This is a genomic window from Streptomyces sp. NBC_00083, assembly GCF_026343295.1.
Lineage (GTDB): Bacteria > Actinomycetota > Actinomycetes > Streptomycetales > Streptomycetaceae > Streptomyces.
On the sequence record NZ_JAPELY010000002.1, the window covers coordinates 594,882 to 609,808 of the forward strand.

The following is a 14,927-nucleotide window of genomic DNA, read 5'->3' on the forward strand; positions in this document are numbered from 1 at the left end:
TCTCGTGGTGGGTCGGCTAGCCGCGGTCCGCGCCGCCGAGCACCGCGCAGCCGACCGTGCCGTCCCGGTCGACGCCGGTGACCAGGGCCGCCTCGCCGGGGGCGAGCCCCGACGCGCCCGCCGTGGCGAGCACCGCGGCCAGCTGCAGGCTGTTGGAGGCCGCGGAGGTGTCGCCGAGCAGCGGCCGGCAGCGCAGCCACTCGGGGTCCGCGGTGCCGAGCGCGTCCTTGATCCCGGCGTCCTCCAGGGCGGCGAGTTCGGCGCCCGCGCCGAGCGGCGCGACCAGGCGGACGGATTCGGGGGCCACCCCGGCCCGGTCCAGGGCGCTGCCCACGCACTCGGCGAGTGCCTTCTGCGCCTCGGCCCGCTCGGCGTACGCCCGGAACCGTGTCGCGAGGACCCTGGCGAGCGGCGTGCGGCCCGCGGCGTGCGCGTCGGACGCCCTCTCCATCAGGAAGACGGCCGCGCCCTCGCCGAGCGGGGTCTCCCGCTCCTCCGGGGCCCGCCCGTGCCATTCGAGCCAGGCGCGCTGCGTGGAGTACTCCTCGGCCGCGCCGCACAGCACCCGCTCGCAGTGTCCGCCGCGGTGCAGCCGCACCGCGTAGCTCAACGCGAGCAGACCGGTGAGCCGGCCGCCCGCGACCGTGGTGTTGGGGCCCTTGATGCCGTGCCAGATCGCGCTCTGGCCGGCCGCCCGGTTCATCACCGTGTTCGGGAAGCGGGCCGGGTCGACGTGGTAGGGACGCTCGCCCACGAGGGAGTCCCGGGTGAAGTCCATGATGCTCTGGACGCTGCCCGAGCCGGTGCCGAGCACCAGGCCGATCTGCTCGGGCCGCGCGGTGAGGTCGTCGCCGCACGAGGCGAGGAGCCGGCCCACCGCGGTCACGGCGATCGCCGTGACGCGGTCCATGGTGCGGGTGCCCTTCTTGCCGACGTATTCGGCGGCGGTGAAGTCGGGCACCAGGCCGCACCGGTCGAACGGGCCGGGCCAGGCGTCCCGGTCGAGCGCGCCGACCGCGCTCGTGCCCCCGCCGAAACCGGCGCCGAAGGGCTCGCTGCCCACGCCGTAGGGGGAGACCACCGACCAGGCGGAGAGGACCAGTTCGGACATCACTCGGCCTCCCGGTACCGGCCCAGGATGAGCACGGCGTTGTTGCCCGCGAACGCGAGCGCGTTGTTCTGGACCACGTTCAGCTCGGCGGGCCGCGCCTCGTTGGGCACACAGTCGAGGCCGCACTCGGGGTCGGTCTCACGGTGGTTGATCGTCGGCGGGATGAAACCCTCGGTGAGGGCCAGGGCACAGGCGGCGGACGCCAGCGCGCTCGCGGCGCCCATGGAGTGCCCGATCATCGACTTGATCGAGATGGTGGGCGGGGGCGTCGCGAAGACCTGCCGGATCGCGCCCGCCTCGGTGACGTCGTTGGCCCGGGTGCCCGTGCCGTGCGCGGAGATGAAGTCGATGTCCTCCGGCTTGACCCCGGCGTTGCGGTGCGCGATCTCCATGCACCGCGCCAGGCTGTCCCGGTCGGGCGCGACCGGGTGGTGCGCGTCGCAGTTGAGCCCGTAGCCGAGCACCTCGGCGTGGATGCGGGCGCCGCGGGCCAGCGCGGAGTCCAGGCTCTCCATCAGCAGGATGCCCGCGCCCTCGCCGGTGAGGATGCCCTTGCGGTCCTTGTCGAAGGGCTGGCACACCTCGGGGGCGATGGTGCCGAGCCGGTAGAACCCGGCGAAGGTCTTGCGGCAGACGGCGTCCGCGCCGCCGCACAGCGCCACGTCGACCTCGCCGTCACGGATGGCGTCGAAGCCGCTGCCGATCGCGTAGTTGCCGGCCGCGCAGGCGGTGGGGATGGTGAGCGCCTCGACGTCGACCAGGCCCAGCTCGCGGATGATGCCGGTGGAGAGCCGCCCGGCCTGCGCCCTGCGGGCGACGGTGGGCGCCAACTGGTCCGGACCGTCCGCCAGTTGGACGCTCACCAGGGTGTCGAGGTCGCGGGACTCGGCGTCGGTGGTGCCCACCGAGACCAGCGCCCTGCGCCGCCTGAGCTCGTCGAGAGTGAGGCCCGAGTCCGCCACCGCCATGTTGGCGGCGGCGACCGAGAACTGGGTGGCACGCCCCAGCTCCTCGGGGTCCACCTGGTGGATCCACTCGGCGGGATCGAAGTCGTCGACCTCGCATCCGTTGGCGTGGGCGAAGCCCGCCGTGTCGAAGGCCGTGATCGGCTTGGCGCCGCTGCGCCCCGCCCGCAGCCCCGCCCGGAAGGCCTCGACGCCCAGGCCGATACTGGTGACCGTGCCGAGCCCGGTGATCACCACTCGGCGCGGTCGCTCGTCGTTGTCGTACAACCTGCGCTCCCCTCACTCGGTCCCGGTGCCTAGAGGGCCGCGGCCGCCTTGGCCGCGACGGCCTCGTCGACCACCGTGACGACGCCTTCGAGATGGACCATGCGGGCCAGTTCGGCCTGGTCGATGTCGATCCCGAAGGCGCGTTCGAGCTGGGAGAGGATCTCGATGGCGCCCATCGAGTCCGCTTCGTGGTCCTCCTTGAAGCGGCTCGTGTCGGTCATCTCGGCCTCGTCGATCTCAAGGATGTCGCAGATGATGCCCTTGATCGTGGCACGGCCCTCGGCGTCCACGTGCTGTGTCGTAGTCATGCGGGCGATGCTGCCGAAGGGCCCTGACAGCGAACTGACAGCCCCTCATCCCGCCTGGGCCCGAACCGGCAGGAAGCGCTCCAACTCCGGGAAGTCCGCGGGGTGTTCCATGATCCAGGAGAGATAGCGGGGGATGGAGCGCGCGTAGGCGCAGTAGTACTCCCGTACGGTGTCGACGAGTCGGCACAGGGTGTCGCGGGCCACCGTGTCTCGGCGCCACACGAGCAGTTGGGCGATGCACTGCGTCTCGCGGATCGGCACGAGACCCACATCGTTGGTGGCACCGGTCGCGGTGGTCAGCGCGGCGGCGTCGGCGTCCCTGACCCAGCTCATCGCCTCGTGGTGGCCGTCGGCGTAGTGCGCCGCCCCGAGGTCGGTGTGGTGGAGCTTGGCGAGGAGCTTCTTCTCGATGTCGTGGAACCAGTGGTCCCGCGAATAGTGGACCCAGCGGAGCGAGGCGAGGTGGGTGCCGTCCACGAAGGGGCGGCCGGCCAGCGGATGGCCGCGCGGCACCGCGAGCCAGATCGGCTCCCGGACGACGACCTTGGTCTCAAGTCCCGCCTGCAGCAGGGAATCCGGCATGTCCGTGGCCGAGCAGGGCACCATGGCCACGGTGAGCGCCCCGCGGTGGACCGCGTCGACGGCCGCGGCCGGCGCGAGCGTCTCGGTCTCCACGTCCACGGTGGGCACCGCCGCCTGGATCGCGCCGAGCAGGGTCGGCGGTGTCCACTCGGTGTTGCCGAAACGCAGCGTGATGGTGGTGCTCGCGGCGGCCTCGCCGATCACGTCGTCGGCCTGCTGGACGAGGTCGGCCAGCATCGGAATCAAGCGCTTTCCCCGCGGGGTCGGCACGATCCCGGAACTCGACCGTACGAAAAGGTCCCCGCCGAGCATTTTCTCTATCCTGCGCAATTGGGCGGTCAGGCTGGGCTGTGGAAGATTCAGCCGGACTGCCGCCTTGGATATGCTCCCGGCCTCTGCGATGATGGAAACAGCCCGTGCATGTCTGAGTTCCAGATCCATATTCCTGCAATCTCGTGATTCAAATGGCGCGGCTGAATTGTAATGATGCCCGCTGTCAGGCCGCCCCTTCCTTCCCCCGAATCACTGGTCCAGGCATCGTCATCCCCCTCCCGGCCTGGGCCGGGAGCTGCCGGAATGCGCAAGGCCCCCGCCCCGTTCCGCCACCCCGCTATCGGTGCCGACTACATGCTTTCGGCTGCGCGCCGGAGCATCCGGACGGCGAGGATCCTTTCCGCCGCCCGCCCCTCTCCGGGTGATCGCAGGGTGTCCACTCACGTTAACATTTAGCCATCGTGGCGCACCCGCTGCAAGCAAATTCGAAATGCTGCGAAACATTATTGCGGGTAAACCGGACATTGCCCGCAACGAGGCGCCCGGTCGCGGGGGCCGTGCCGCACGCGTGAGCCGGCCCCGGCACGCACGAGCCCGCCCGCCCCCGGAGCCCGTGGGTTCCACGGATCGGGCGGGCGGGCGGGCTCGGGGTCAGCGGGTCGCGTCGGCCGACGGGGCGCCGGGTCCGGCCAGGCGGACCGGGTCACCGAACAGGGCGACGATCCGGCGCTCGCCCTCGTAGGGGTCGCGGCCGTGCGCCATCCGCAGGTTGTCCAGGACCAGAAGGTCGCCCTGCTGCCACGGCTCGCTCCAACAGGCCTCCTCGTAGGCCTTGTTGATGGTGGCGACGGTGTCGGTGGAGATGGGCTCGCCATTGCCGTACGTCGTGCGGAACGGCAGGCCCTCGGGCCCGTAGAGGCTCTCCAGGTACTCCCGCACGACGGGGTCGAGCGCCGACTCGTGCAGGAAGGCCGCCTGGTTGAACCAGCCGCGCCGGCCGGTCACCGGATGGCGCAGCAGGGCCGGCCGGCGCTGGCGGGTGCGCAGGCCGCCCTCCTCGGTCCAGGTGTGGTCGAGGGCGTTGGCCGCGCAGTACTCCTCCACTCGTGCCCGGTCGTCGGTACCGAAGGCCTCGGCCCAGCCGAGGCCGAACTCGTAGTAGGTGCGGGCCAGTTCCCAGCCGTCGCGCTCGAACCCTGCGACCAGGTCACCGGGGAGCAGGCCGAGCACGCGCTCCCCGTCGGCCACCGTGGTGGCGCCGCCCCGCTGCGGCGCCACCAGGCAGCCGAAGAGGGCGATCGACGGCACGACGGCGGCATAGCTCAGCTCGTGGTGCATGCAGAGCTGGTCCTCGGCGGCCCACTCGGAGGTGGAGTACACGCCGTCGGGATGGGCCTGGCGGCCGGTGAAGCCCTCGCGCTCGGTCGTGCCGCGCACACCCAACGCCCGTGCGGCCACGGCCAGATCGGCCGGCTCCGCAAGGCCGAGGCCCCGTACGAGGACCGCGCCGTGCTCGGCGAGGAGCGCCCGTACCTCCGGCGCCGGAAGGTGTTCCGCGTCGCTGGGGCCCGTGTGGAGCACCGGCGGACGGCCCTCCTCGTGCGTCAGGTGCCGGCCCGGCGCACGGGCCGCCACGCTCCCCGGATCGTTGACCGTCGTCATCGCGCTGTCTCCCTGTGTGGGCCGGCCCGGCCGCGCGGACCGCGCGGCCGGGCCGAAGTGGTGGACGTGGAGCGGCTGTTCAGGCGGGCTGCGGCGCCTTGCCGTCGATGAGCAGGGCGGCCGCGCTCAGGACCGGGGCCCTGGCCAGCTCCGGCGCGGTCACCACCTGGTCGAGGGCGATGACCACACGCAGCAGGGCGATGGAACTGCCGCCCGCCTCGTAGAAGTCGGTGGCGCGGCCGATGGTCTCGACGGGCACCTTGAGGGTGGTCGCCCACAGCGCCGCGAGCCGGTGCTCGGTGGGCGTGCGCGGCGGCTCCGTGGCGCCCGCGGGCCCGCCGTCCGCCTGCTCGGGGGCGGCCTCGGCCCGCTGGGTGAGGAGCTTGCGGTCGATCTTGCCGTTCGGGGTGAGCGGCAGCTCCTCATGGTGGTGGAAGCGGCCGGGGAGCATGTACGCGGGCAGCGACCGGGCGAGGGCCGTGCGCAGCGCGTCGGCGGGGACCGGCTCCGCCGACGCGTAGAAGGCGGCGAGCCGGCGGGCGTCGCCCGTGCCCACGACCACGACGGCGGCGTCGCGCACCCCCTCGAACCGGAGCAGCTGGTTCTCCACCTCGCCGATCTCGATCCGGAAGCCACGGATCTTGATCTGGGCGTCGCGGCGGCCCAGGAACTCCAGCCGCCCGTCGGGCTGCCACCGCCCGAAGTCGCCCGAGCGGTAGAGCCGTCCGCCGGGGCGGTCCGGGTCGGGGAGGTAGGCGGCCCGGGTGCGTTCCTCGTCGTTGACGTAGCCGCGTCCGACACAGACCCCGGAGAAGACCAGCTCCCCCGGCGAGCCGAGCGGCACCGGCCTGAGCCGCTCGTCGAGGACGGCCACCCGCACATTGCGCACCGGCCGGCCCAGCGGCACCGACGCGCCTGCCGGGGGGCGCCGCAGCACCTCGTGGTTGGTGTCGTCCGACGTCTCGGTGAGCCCGTAGGCGTTGACGAGGACGATGTCGGGAAGCGCCGCGAACCAGCGCTCGGTGAGCTCCTTCTTGAGCGCCTCGCCGGTCGCCGAGACACAGCGCAGCCGGGGCAGCGGCCGGGGTGAGCGGCGCAGGTGGTCGAGGACCACCTCCAGGTAGGACGGCACCAGCTGGGCCACCTCCACCTCGCGTTCGGCGAGCAGCGCGACGAAGCGCGGGACCTCCAGGATGTCGCGCTGCGCGACGATCAGGGTGCGGCCCCCCACGGCGAGCGCGGCGACGAGCTGCCACAGCGAGATGTCGAAGCACTGCGGCGCGGTCTGCGCCACCACGGTGCCGCGCTCCACGCCGAGGTCCTCGATCTTGGCGAGGAGGTGGTTGAGGAACCCCTCGTGCTCGCACATCGCGCCCTTGGGCTGTCCGGTGGAGCCGGAGGTGAAGTAGATGTAGGCGAGGCGTCCTGCGGCGATCGCGAGGGCGGGATCCGCGTCCGAGCCGGCATGGCTCTCGTCGGCGCGCAGGCGGGACACGAACTCGGCGCGGACCTCGGTGAGTTCGGCCAGCGCCTCGTCGAGCCCCGGGCTCACGCCGGGCTCGGTCAGCACCCGGCGGCAGTCGCTGCGGGTGAGCATGGCGGTGATCCGGTCGACCGGGAACTGCGGCTCGACGGGGAGGTAGACGCCGCCCGCCTTGAACACCGCGAGCACCGCCGTCAGCCACTCCAGATCGCGTTCGGTGACGACGGCGACGACGTCCTCGTCGCGCAGCCCGTCCCGGCGCAACGCGTGGGCGACCCGGTTGGCGTTCCGGTTGAGTTCCCCATAGGTCCACGACCGGTCCTCGTGGACGGCGGCCACCGCGTCCGGCGTCAACCGGGCCTGCTCCTCGAAGAGTTCGTGGAAGCGCCGGTCGGGCAGCGGGCGCCGGGGGCCGGCCAGCGCGTCCCGCAGATGTGCGGCTTCGCCGGCGGTGACCGGGTGCCACAGGTGCTGCGCCGAGTCCGGGCGGGTGGCGAGCCGTTCGAGGGCCGCCAGGAGATAGCCGGCGATCCGGCCGGCCGCGCTCGCGTCCAGGGTGGCCACGCGGTGCAGGACGGCCAGTTCCAGCCGTCCGCCCCGCGGCAGGAGGCCGAGGGCGAGGACGGTGCCGGGTCCGAGGTCGGCCGCCTCGGGCGGCCGCCCCGCCACCACGATGGTGTCGAACAGGGCGTCCGTACGGCCGAGTTCGGCGCGTACGCGCTCCGGCGAGACGCTCCGGTGGCGCTCGGCGGCGGACCGCACGGCGGCGGCCGTCCCGACCAGCTCCCGCCAGGTGCCGTCGCCGAGGTGCAGTGGGCAGGGGAGGGTGTGCGCCACTGGGTCCGTGGCGCCGGGCGGCAGATAGCCGGTCACGACCGTCGGATCGCCGGTCACGGTGGCCAGCACCCGGGCGGCGGCGGCGATCAGGAGCGTCTCCAGGGGCTCGGCGCCGCCGGTGGCCGGCCCGAGCAGCGCGGCCGACGTGGTGGGCGAGAGCAGGGTGCGGCGCGTCGCGATCCGGTCCTCGGCCGGGACGTCGGCGCACCAGCCGGGCAGGGGGGTGTGGCGGCCCGCCGACAGGACCTCCTGCCAGAACGCCGTCGCCTCGGCCTCCGTCGCCCCGGCCTCCGTCACCCGGGCTGCCCCGGGCGCGGCGGCCCGCGTCTGCGGTCGGTCTCCGGATCCGCTCTGCCTAGCCGTCACTGGCCCTGCCTTCCTGATGGTCGTCCGGCGCGGCCGGAGCTGTGTGGTGGTGGTCCGGGCTCCGGGCCGGCGCGGGAGGCGCGTGCGGGAGGCCGGGTCGGGGCGCGTGGTCTCAGAGCGCCCGGCCGGAGCCGAGCAACGCCCGGCGCGGCAGGCCGAGTTCGACGTCCTGCTTCAGGATCGCCTCGTACGCCAGGTGCAGGGCCGGACCCGGCTCCAGGGCCAGGTCGCTGGCGAGCCGGCGGCGGGCGCCGTGGAACACCTCCAGGGCCTCCGTCTGGCGGCCGTCGCGGTACAGCGCCAGCATCAGCAGCTCGCTCAGCCGCTCCCGCTCGGAGTGCTCGGCGGCGAGCTGGCGCAGCTCGGACATGGAGACGCGCTCGACGTCGACCGCGAGCTTGGCCATGGTGAGGTCCTCGAAGGCGGTGATGCGGCGCTCTTCGAGGCCGACCGCGTGGATCTGGCAGCGCATCCCGTCCCGCGCGTCCATCAGGGCCGGCCCGCGCCACAGGTCGAGCGCCTGCTCCAGGGCGACGATCGCGCCCGCCGGGTCGCGGTGGACCAGGGCGGCGCCCCGCTCGGCGAGTGCGAGGAAGCGGTGTGCGTCGACCGTCCCGGCGGGAACGTCGAGGAGGTAGCCGTTGCTGCCGGTGCGGACGATCTCGTCGCCCTTCAGGCCGGTCACCGACTCCAGGAGCTTGCGCAGCCGGCTGACGATCGCCTGGAGGGCGTTGCGCGGGTTGGTCATCGTCTGGTCCGCCCACAGCTCGTCCACGAGCTGGTCGAAGAGGACCGGGACCTGGGGAGTCATGGCGAGCAGGGTCAGGACGGTGCTCGCGCGCTTCGACGCCACGGGGGAGTAGCGGTCCCCGTCGGACAGAGAGAGTTCACCCAGGACCTTGATTTCCACAGCAGTAACCCCCGTTATCAGCAAGTGTTGATGCCACTGTCGGCCACGCCGCGGGGGCCGGGGAAATATCACTTGCCCTTCGGCCACGGGCGCCGATGGTATGGCTTTAAAAAACCCACTAACCGGTTTGTGGGACGGGGCGATCCGGGGTGAAGAAAACGTGTGGATTCGGGGGAGTTGGTGCCGTTGACGCAGGTCGGAGCGGTGTTTAGGGCGCTGACACGAAGCTGACATCCAAGGTGCTGTTCGGTGAATTCCTTTCATCGCCGAGTTCCCACCTGTGACATTCAGCCAAGTCTTAAGGAGGTGGTCGGCGGTATGCGCGGCTCCCTACTGTTCCCCTCCGTGGCGCCACCCACCGGGCACCCGCCGGACCGGCTCCGGGGCCTTCGGCGTCCGAACCGGGAGGGACCCACCATGAACACACTCGACCAGCTCGTCGAGGGAGCCCGCGAGGACCTGGCCCTGCGCCGGCGGCGGGTGCCGCTCGCCGAGGTGCGGGCACGGGCACTCGCCGCGGGCCCGGGGCGGGACGCCGCGGCGCTGCTGCGCGACCCCTCGGGCGTACGGGTCGTCGCGGAGGTCAAGCGGTCCAGCCCCTCCAAGGGCGCGCTCGCCGCGATAGCCGACCCCGCCGAACTCGCCGCCGCCTACCAGGACGGCGGGGCGGCGGCCGTCAGCGTGCTCACCGAGGGGCGCCGCTTCGGCGGCTCGCTCGCCGACCTGGACGCCGTGGCGGCCCGCGTCGACGTGCCGCTGCTGCGCAAGGACTTCATCGTCGACCCCTACCAGCTGTGGGAGGCGCGGGCCCACGGCGCGGAGCTCGTGCTGCTCGTCGTCGCCGCCCTCACCCAGCCCCATCTGGACGAACTGCACGCCCTGGCAGAGGAGATCGGGCTGACCCCGCTGGTGGAGGCGCACGACGCGAAGGAGGTGGAGCGGGCGCTCGAAGCGGGCGCCCGGGTGATCGGGGTCAACGCCCGTGACCTGCGCACCCTCGACGTCGACCGCACCACCTTCGCCCGCCTGGCGCCGGGGATCCCCGAGGGCGTGGTCCGCATCGCCGAGTCGGGCGTCCGCGGCCCCGCGGACGTCATCGAGTACGCCGCGCACGGGGCCGACGCCGTCCTGGTCGGCGAGGCGGTGGTCACGGGCGCGAGCCCGGCCGCTGCCGTCGCCGCCCTGGTCGAGGCGGGCCGGCGCGCACCCGCCCCTGCCCGGCCTCTCTAGGCGCCCTGCGCCGCGTACTTGGCGGTGACGCTCGTCCAGCGTTCCAGGACGGCCGCCGCCGCGCCCGAGTCGATCGCCTCCGCGGCGCGCTCCACCCCCGCGCCGAGCCGCTCCGCCACGGGGCGCCCGCTCGGGGCGAGCGCCGCGAGGCCCGCGGCGGCCGAGAGCAGCACCGAGTCCCTGACCGGGCCGCGCGCGCCCGCGAAGATCTCGCGGGCCACCCGGGCGTTGTGCGCACGGTCGCCGCCGCGCAGCGCGTCGGGCGAGGCGTAGCCGATGCCGATGGACCGCGGGTCGAACGACTCGCGCCGCACCCGGGACTCGTGGACCGACCAGACCGTGGAGGTAGTGGTGACCGTCAGTTCGTCCATCCCGTCGTCGCCCCGGAAGACCAGCGCCGACACGTCGCGGCGGGCCAGCACCTCGGCGAGCAGCGGCGCCAGGCGCGGGTCGGCGACCCCGACCGCCTGCGCGGTGGGGTCGGCCGGATTGCTGATCGGGCCGAGCGCGTTGAAGACCGTACGGATCCCCAGCTCACGGCGGGGCGGGGCCGCGTGCCGCATCGACGGGTGGAACACCGAGGCGAAGCAGAAGGTGATGCCGGTCTCCTCGGCGACCGTCGCCACCACCTCCGGTTCGAGGTCGAGCGCGACCCCGAGCTCTTCGAGGACGTCGGCGGAGCCGCAGGCGGACGACGCCGAGCGGTTGCCGTGCTTGACGACCCGGGCGCCCGCGGCGGCGGCCACCACCGCCGACATGGTGGAGACGTTGACGCTGTTCGAGCCGTCCCCTCCGGTCCCGACGATGTCGAGGGTGGCCCCGGGGACGTGCAGCGGCACCGCGTGCCGGCGCATCGAGTCCACCAGGCCCTCGATCTCGTCGGCGGTCTCGCCCTTGGCGCGCAGCGCCACCACGAAGGCGGCGAGCCGGGCGGGACCGGCGCTCCCCGTCATCACCTGGTCCATCGCCCAGGCGGCGTCCGCGGGGCTCAGGTCCCGGCGGTCCAGAAGTGAGTTCAGCAATTCCGGCCAGGTACGACCCTGCGGCTCGGCAGTCACGGGGAATCTCCTTGAACGGCGCCATCGGAAGTGTGCGCAACCCATTGTGTGAGGCGCGCAAAGCGCCCTCCAGACCACTGTCCGGCGAGAACTACGGTCCAATTCGTAAAGGGGGGCAGGAGCCGTGGCCCTGCACATGGCGGTGGCGGTGGTCAGGGACTCGTCGAATTCCCTGACCTCGCAGATCCAGAATTTCATCAAGCGGGAGATAGCCGAGGGAATTCTCCATCCCGGCACCCGGCTGCCGTCCAGCCGGCGGCTCGCCGACGACCTCGACGTGTCACGCAGCGTGGTGGTGGAGGCGTACGGGCAACTCGTCGCCGAGGGCTACCTGGAGGCGGTGCAGGGCGCCGGCACCCGGGTCGTACGCCATCTCGGCGGTGAGCTCTCGGTGGTGCCGGCGCTCCTGGACGAGCCCGGCGCGGCCGGCCGGGACGACGGGACGCCGCCCGCCCCGGTCCGCTGGGACCTGCGGCCGGGCGGCGGCAACCTGCCCGCCTTCCCGCGCCGCGAATGGCTCAGCTGCTACCAGCGCGTGCTGTACGAGGCGGACTCGGGCGACCACGACTACCCCTCGCTCGCCGGCGAGCACGGCCTGCGCCTCGAACTCGCCCAGTATCTCGGCCGGTTGCGCGGGGTGCGGACCTCCGCCGAGCAGCTGATGGTGGTGGCCGGCTTCGCGCAGACGCTCGGCCTGATGTGCACCGTGCTGCCCCGGCTCGGCATCGACGCGCTCGCCATCGAGGACCCGGGCCACCCCGGGCAGCGGCAGTTCGTGCGCGAGAGCGGGCTGCGGGCCGTGCCCGTACCGGTCGACGCCGAGGGCATCGACGTCGACGCGCTCGCCGCGAGCGGGGCCCGCGCCGTGCTGGTCACCCCCGCCCACCAGTTCCCGACCGGAGTCACCCTCTCCCCGCGCCGCCGCGAGGCGCTGGCCCGCTGGGCCCGCGACGTCGACGGCTGGGTCATCGAGGACGACTACGACGGAGGCCTGTGGTACGAACGCGGGGCGCGGCCCCTGGCGCTGCAGCGCACCGACCCCGAACGGGTCGTCTACGCCGGCACCGCGAGCAAGTCCCTCGCGCCCGGCCTGCGCCTCGGCTGGCTCGCGGCGCCCGAGCCCCTGCTCGAACTCCTGATGCGGGCCCGCGCGCGGCAGGACCTCGGCACCGAGACCCTCACCCAGCTGGCCTTCGCCGAACTGCTGCGCACCGGCCTCTTCGACCGCCATCTGCGCCGGCTCAACTCGCTGTGCCGCAGCCGTCGGGAGTCCCTGGAGGAGGCGGTGCGCCGCCATCTGCCGGGCGCCGCGGTCCTGGGCCGGGGCGCGGGACTGCACGCCTACCTCCAACTGCCCCGCGGCAGCGACGAGGCGGCCGTGGTGGCGAAGGCGCTGCGCCGCTCCGTGCTGCTGCGCGGCGCGGGCGCCTTCCACGCGGGGCCCGGCCGCGCCGCCCCCGCGCTGGTGGTCGGCCACGCGCACCTGCCGCGCTCCGGGGTGGCCGAAGCCGTCCGCGCGCTGGCGGCGGCCACCCGCTGGTGACGGCCGCAGGCCGGGGTCAGACGCCGGCGAGCGGCGCCCGGGACGCCCAACGGGCCGCTGAGCCAAGGAAGTTGTCCAGCATGGCGAGTCCGCCCGTGGTGGTGATGGACTCCGGGTGGAACTGCACCCCCTCGATCGGCAGGGTGCGGTGGCGCAGCCCCATCAGATAGCCGTGGTCGACCGCGACGGCCGTGGAGACCAGCTCGGCGGGGAGCGGTTCGGCGACGATCAGCGAGTGGTACCGGGTCACTTCCAGGGTGTGGCCGAGCCCGTCGAAGAGACCGGCCCCGTCGTGCCGCACCGTGCTGGTCCGCCCGTGCATCACCTGGTCCGCGACCTCGACGCGGCCGCCGTGCGCCAGCGCGATCGCCTGGTGCCCCAGGCACACCCCGAGCAGCGGCACCCGCCCCGCGAACCGGTGCACGAGCTCCACATGGCCCGAATCGGCGGGGTGCCCGGGGCCGGGCCCCAGCACCACCGCGTCGGGCTCGCGGGCGGCGAGCTCGTCGGGCGAGAGCGTCCGCGACCGTACGACCTCCGTGCGCGCCCCCAGGGTGCGCAGGTACTGGTCGATGATGTGCACGAAGCTGTCGTACGCGTCGATCAGAAGCACCTTGGTCATGCGATCAGCTCCTCACCGGTGAGCGCCCAGTAGGCGGCTCCCATCTTCGCCAGGGTCTCGCGCCACTCGGAGGCGGGATCGGACTGCGCGACCATGCCCGCCGAACTCTGCGTGGAGTACGTCTCGCCGTCGTACTCGATGGTGCGGATGGTGAGCGCGAGCTCGCTCCAGCCGCGCACGTCGACCAGGCCCACCGCGCCCGCGTAACTGCCGCGGCGTTCCTGTTCCAGGGAGTCGATGATCTCCATGGCGCGGACCTTGGGCGCGCCCGTCATGGTGCCGGCCGGGAACGTCGCGCGGAGCGCCTGCCAGGCGTCGACGTCCGGCTCCAGGCGTCCGGTGACCGTCGAGACCAGGTGGAAGACGTGCGAGTACGTCTCCACCGCCATCAGCTGGTCCACCGGCTGGGTGCTCGGCCGGGTCACCCGCCCGATGTCGTTGCGGCACAGGTCGACCAGCATGATGTGCTCGGCCTGTTCCTTGGTGCTCTCGCGCATCTCCTTGACGCGGCGCTCGTTCTCCTCCGGGTCCGCGCAGCGCCGGGCGGTGCCCGCGATGGGGCGCATCGTGATCGCGTCGCCCTCGATCCGCACGAACAGCTCGGGGCTCGCGCCGATGAGGGTCCGGCCGGCGCGCGGCATCAGATACATGTAGGGCGACGGGTTGCGGCCGCGCAGCCTGCGGTAGACGCCGACCGGGTCCAACTCGGTCCGCACGTCGATCCGGTGGCCGATCTGGATCTGGTAGATGTCGCCGACCCGGATGTGTTCGAGGCACCGCTCGGCCCAGCCGAGGAACGTCTCGCGGCTCACGCTGTCCCGCACCGAGAGCGGCGCGGGCGCCTCGGGCGCGACGACCGCGCCGGTGCGTCCGGCGCCCCACGCGTCGCCCGCGGCCCGTACCGCGTCCGCCGTCCTCGGGCGGTCGGTGAACGCCGGGCTCTCCGCCCGGAGTTGGCGCACCGAGCCGGTGACCAGGTCGTACCAGACGGTGTCGCGGAACAGCGTGAGCGTGATGTCCGGGCCGTGCGGCGCCTTGGTGCGCCGGGGCAGGGACTCCATGTGCCAGGCCGACTCGTAGGCGAACGTCGTCAGGAATCCGAAGGCGTACGCCGTCGTCGGGATGTCGGTGGCGACGTGGAACAGGGCCTGCGCGCCGGCCAGTACGTCCCACATCTGCCCGGCGCTCGTGAAGGTGAGCCGGTGCGTGCCGTCGTCGGCCGTGTGCTCCGCCATCCCGGCGGCGGCCGCGCGGGCGGCGAGGGCGTCGGCGACCTGTGCCGCGCCGTCGATCTCCACATAGCCGTCGTGGACCCGGATCTCGGCGAGCCGGCCGAAGCCGACGACCGCCCAGCGGCGGTCCTGGTCGGCGCCGTCCACGCTTTCGAAGAGGAATACGTCGGACGCGGCGAGGCCTTCCCGCAACCGGACGTACAAATCGAGAGGATCGTGGTGCGGCAGCGCCGTATCGGTGACCCGCACACCGATCGTGCTGATTCCCGGCATGGTGAACTCCTCGTTCTTTCGGGGCGTTTGGCAATTCCGCCGTCGCGGACCACTCGGCCGTGCTCAGCAAAACAGCGGGCATACCACCGGTGCCAGACCAATCGGCGGCGCCCGATGCGGTCCACTCGGGATTCGCTTGACCCCGGCGGGGCGACTGGGCTGATCTGGTGCAGGCCCGCCGAACGATTTCCTTGCCGATCATCCG

At 73.2% G+C, this 14,927-nt stretch carries 12 protein-coding genes and 1 pseudogene; 2 read left to right on the forward strand and 11 right to left on the reverse strand.

The annotated features are described in order from the left end of the window. Nucleotides 1-16 precede the first annotated feature (16 nt). The 8 genes and pseudogenes from OOJ98_RS19145 to OOJ98_RS19180 all read right to left on the reverse strand — a co-directional run bounded on the left by OOJ98_RS19145 (nucleotide 17) and on the right by OOJ98_RS19180 (nucleotide 8,764). On the reverse strand, nucleotides 17-1,111 hold the full coding sequence (locus OOJ98_RS19145; RefSeq protein WP_267056129.1) for a beta-ketoacyl synthase N-terminal-like domain-containing protein: 1,095 nt from the start codon (nucleotides 1,109-1,111) through the stop codon (nucleotides 17-19). Continuing rightward, the gene (locus OOJ98_RS19150) at nucleotides 1,111-2,343 is read right to left on the reverse strand and encodes a beta-ketoacyl synthase (RefSeq protein ID WP_267056130.1); all 1,233 of its coding nucleotides are present in this window, start codon (nucleotides 2,341-2,343) and stop codon (nucleotides 1,111-1,113) included. Before OOJ98_RS19150 ends, OOJ98_RS19145 begins: the two co-directional genes overlap by 1 nt. A gap of 29 nt (nucleotides 2,344-2,372) precedes the next feature. Continuing rightward, nucleotides 2,373-2,651, reverse strand: a complete 279-nt coding sequence (locus tag OOJ98_RS19155) for an acyl carrier protein (RefSeq protein ID WP_267056131.1) — start codon at nucleotides 2,649-2,651, stop codon at nucleotides 2,373-2,375. Nucleotides 2,652-2,696: 45 nt separating this feature from the next. Then, nucleotides 2,697-3,470 (reverse strand): LysR substrate-binding domain-containing protein, encoded by a 774-nt coding sequence (locus OOJ98_RS19160; protein WP_267057026.1) that lies wholly within the window; start codon nucleotides 3,468-3,470, stop codon nucleotides 2,697-2,699. Between the two features lie 24 nt (nucleotides 3,471-3,494). After that, nucleotides 3,495-3,674 (reverse strand): annotated as a pseudogene (locus OOJ98_RS19165) (LysR family transcriptional regulator); the annotation flags it as partial. Nucleotides 3,675-4,157: 483 nt separating this feature from the next. Further along, nucleotides 4,158-5,168 carry a TauD/TfdA family dioxygenase gene (locus OOJ98_RS19170; protein ID WP_267056133.1) on the reverse strand — a complete coding sequence of 337 codons (1,011 nt, stop codon included), beginning with the start codon at nucleotides 5,166-5,168 and terminating at the stop codon, nucleotides 4,158-4,160. Between the two features lie 79 nt (nucleotides 5,169-5,247). Further along, nucleotides 5,248-7,785 carry an amino acid adenylation domain-containing protein gene (locus OOJ98_RS19175; protein WP_267056135.1) on the reverse strand — a complete coding sequence of 846 codons (2,538 nt, stop codon included), beginning with the start codon at nucleotides 7,783-7,785 and terminating at the stop codon, nucleotides 5,248-5,250. Between the two features lie 181 nt (nucleotides 7,786-7,966). Beyond that, a complete protein-coding gene (locus tag OOJ98_RS19180) occupies nucleotides 7,967-8,764 on the reverse strand; it encodes an AfsR/SARP family transcriptional regulator (protein ID WP_267056136.1) in 798 nt (265 codons plus the stop codon). Between the two features lie 417 nt (nucleotides 8,765-9,181). Between OOJ98_RS19180 and trpC the strand changes: the two genes are divergently transcribed. Next, complete coding sequence (gene trpC, locus OOJ98_RS19185; RefSeq protein ID WP_267056137.1) at nucleotides 9,182-9,994, forward strand: indole-3-glycerol phosphate synthase TrpC; 813 nt, start codon at nucleotides 9,182-9,184, stop codon at nucleotides 9,992-9,994. Here trpC and trpD read toward each other — a convergent pair. Further along, entirely contained in the window at nucleotides 9,991-11,052 is a 1,062-nt protein-coding gene (gene trpD / locus OOJ98_RS19190) for an anthranilate phosphoribosyltransferase (protein WP_267056138.1), read from the reverse strand. The two genes, trpC and trpD, sit on opposite strands and share 4 nt — an antisense overlap. Nucleotides 11,053-11,176: 124 nt before the next feature. Between trpD and OOJ98_RS19195 the strand changes: the two genes are divergently transcribed. After that, nucleotides 11,177-12,595 (forward strand): PLP-dependent aminotransferase family protein, encoded by a 1,419-nt coding sequence (locus tag OOJ98_RS19195; RefSeq protein WP_267056140.1) that lies wholly within the window; start codon nucleotides 11,177-11,179, stop codon nucleotides 12,593-12,595. Between the two features lie 16 nt (nucleotides 12,596-12,611). Here the strand turns inward: OOJ98_RS19195 and OOJ98_RS19200 are convergent, their stop codons facing one another. Both OOJ98_RS19200 and OOJ98_RS19205 read right to left on the reverse strand, forming a co-directional pair. After that, nucleotides 12,612-13,217 carry an aminodeoxychorismate/anthranilate synthase component II gene (locus OOJ98_RS19200; protein ID WP_267056141.1) on the reverse strand — a complete coding sequence of 202 codons (606 nt, stop codon included), beginning with the start codon at nucleotides 13,215-13,217 and terminating at the stop codon, nucleotides 12,612-12,614. Continuing rightward, the gene (locus OOJ98_RS19205; protein ID WP_267056142.1) at nucleotides 13,214-14,722 is read right to left on the reverse strand and encodes an anthranilate synthase component I family protein; all 1,509 of its coding nucleotides are present in this window, start codon (nucleotides 14,720-14,722) and stop codon (nucleotides 13,214-13,216) included. Before OOJ98_RS19205 ends, OOJ98_RS19200 begins: the two co-directional genes overlap by 4 nt. Nucleotides 14,723-14,927 lie beyond the last annotated feature (205 nt).

What these genes read in the sequence shown, in the direction of transcription:
- OOJ98_RS19145 (WP_267056129.1), bottom strand. Translation starts at nt 1,111, where the DNA reads ATGTCCGAACTGGTCCTCTCCGCCTGGTCGGTGGTCTCCCCCTACGGC.
- OOJ98_RS19155 (WP_267056131.1), bottom strand. Translation starts at nt 2,651, where the DNA reads ATGACTACGACACAGCACGTGGACGCCGAGGGCCGTGCCACGATCAAG.
- OOJ98_RS19160 (WP_267057026.1), bottom strand. Translation starts at nt 3,470, where the DNA reads ATGCTGGCCGACCTCGTCCAGCAGGCCGACGACGTGATCGGCGAGGCC.
- OOJ98_RS19170 (WP_267056133.1), bottom strand. Translation starts at nt 5,168, where the DNA reads ATGACGACGGTCAACGATCCGGGGAGCGTGGCGGCCCGTGCGCCGGGC.
- trpC (WP_267056137.1), top strand. Translation starts at nt 9,182, where the DNA reads ATGAACACACTCGACCAGCTCGTCGAGGGAGCCCGCGAGGACCTGGCC.
- OOJ98_RS19200 (WP_267056141.1), bottom strand. Translation starts at nt 13,217, where the DNA reads ATGACCAAGGTGCTTCTGATCGACGCGTACGACAGCTTCGTGCACATC.
- OOJ98_RS19205 (WP_267056142.1), bottom strand. Translation starts at nt 14,722, where the DNA reads ATGCCGGGAATCAGCACGATCGGTGTGCGGGTCACCGATACGGCGCTG.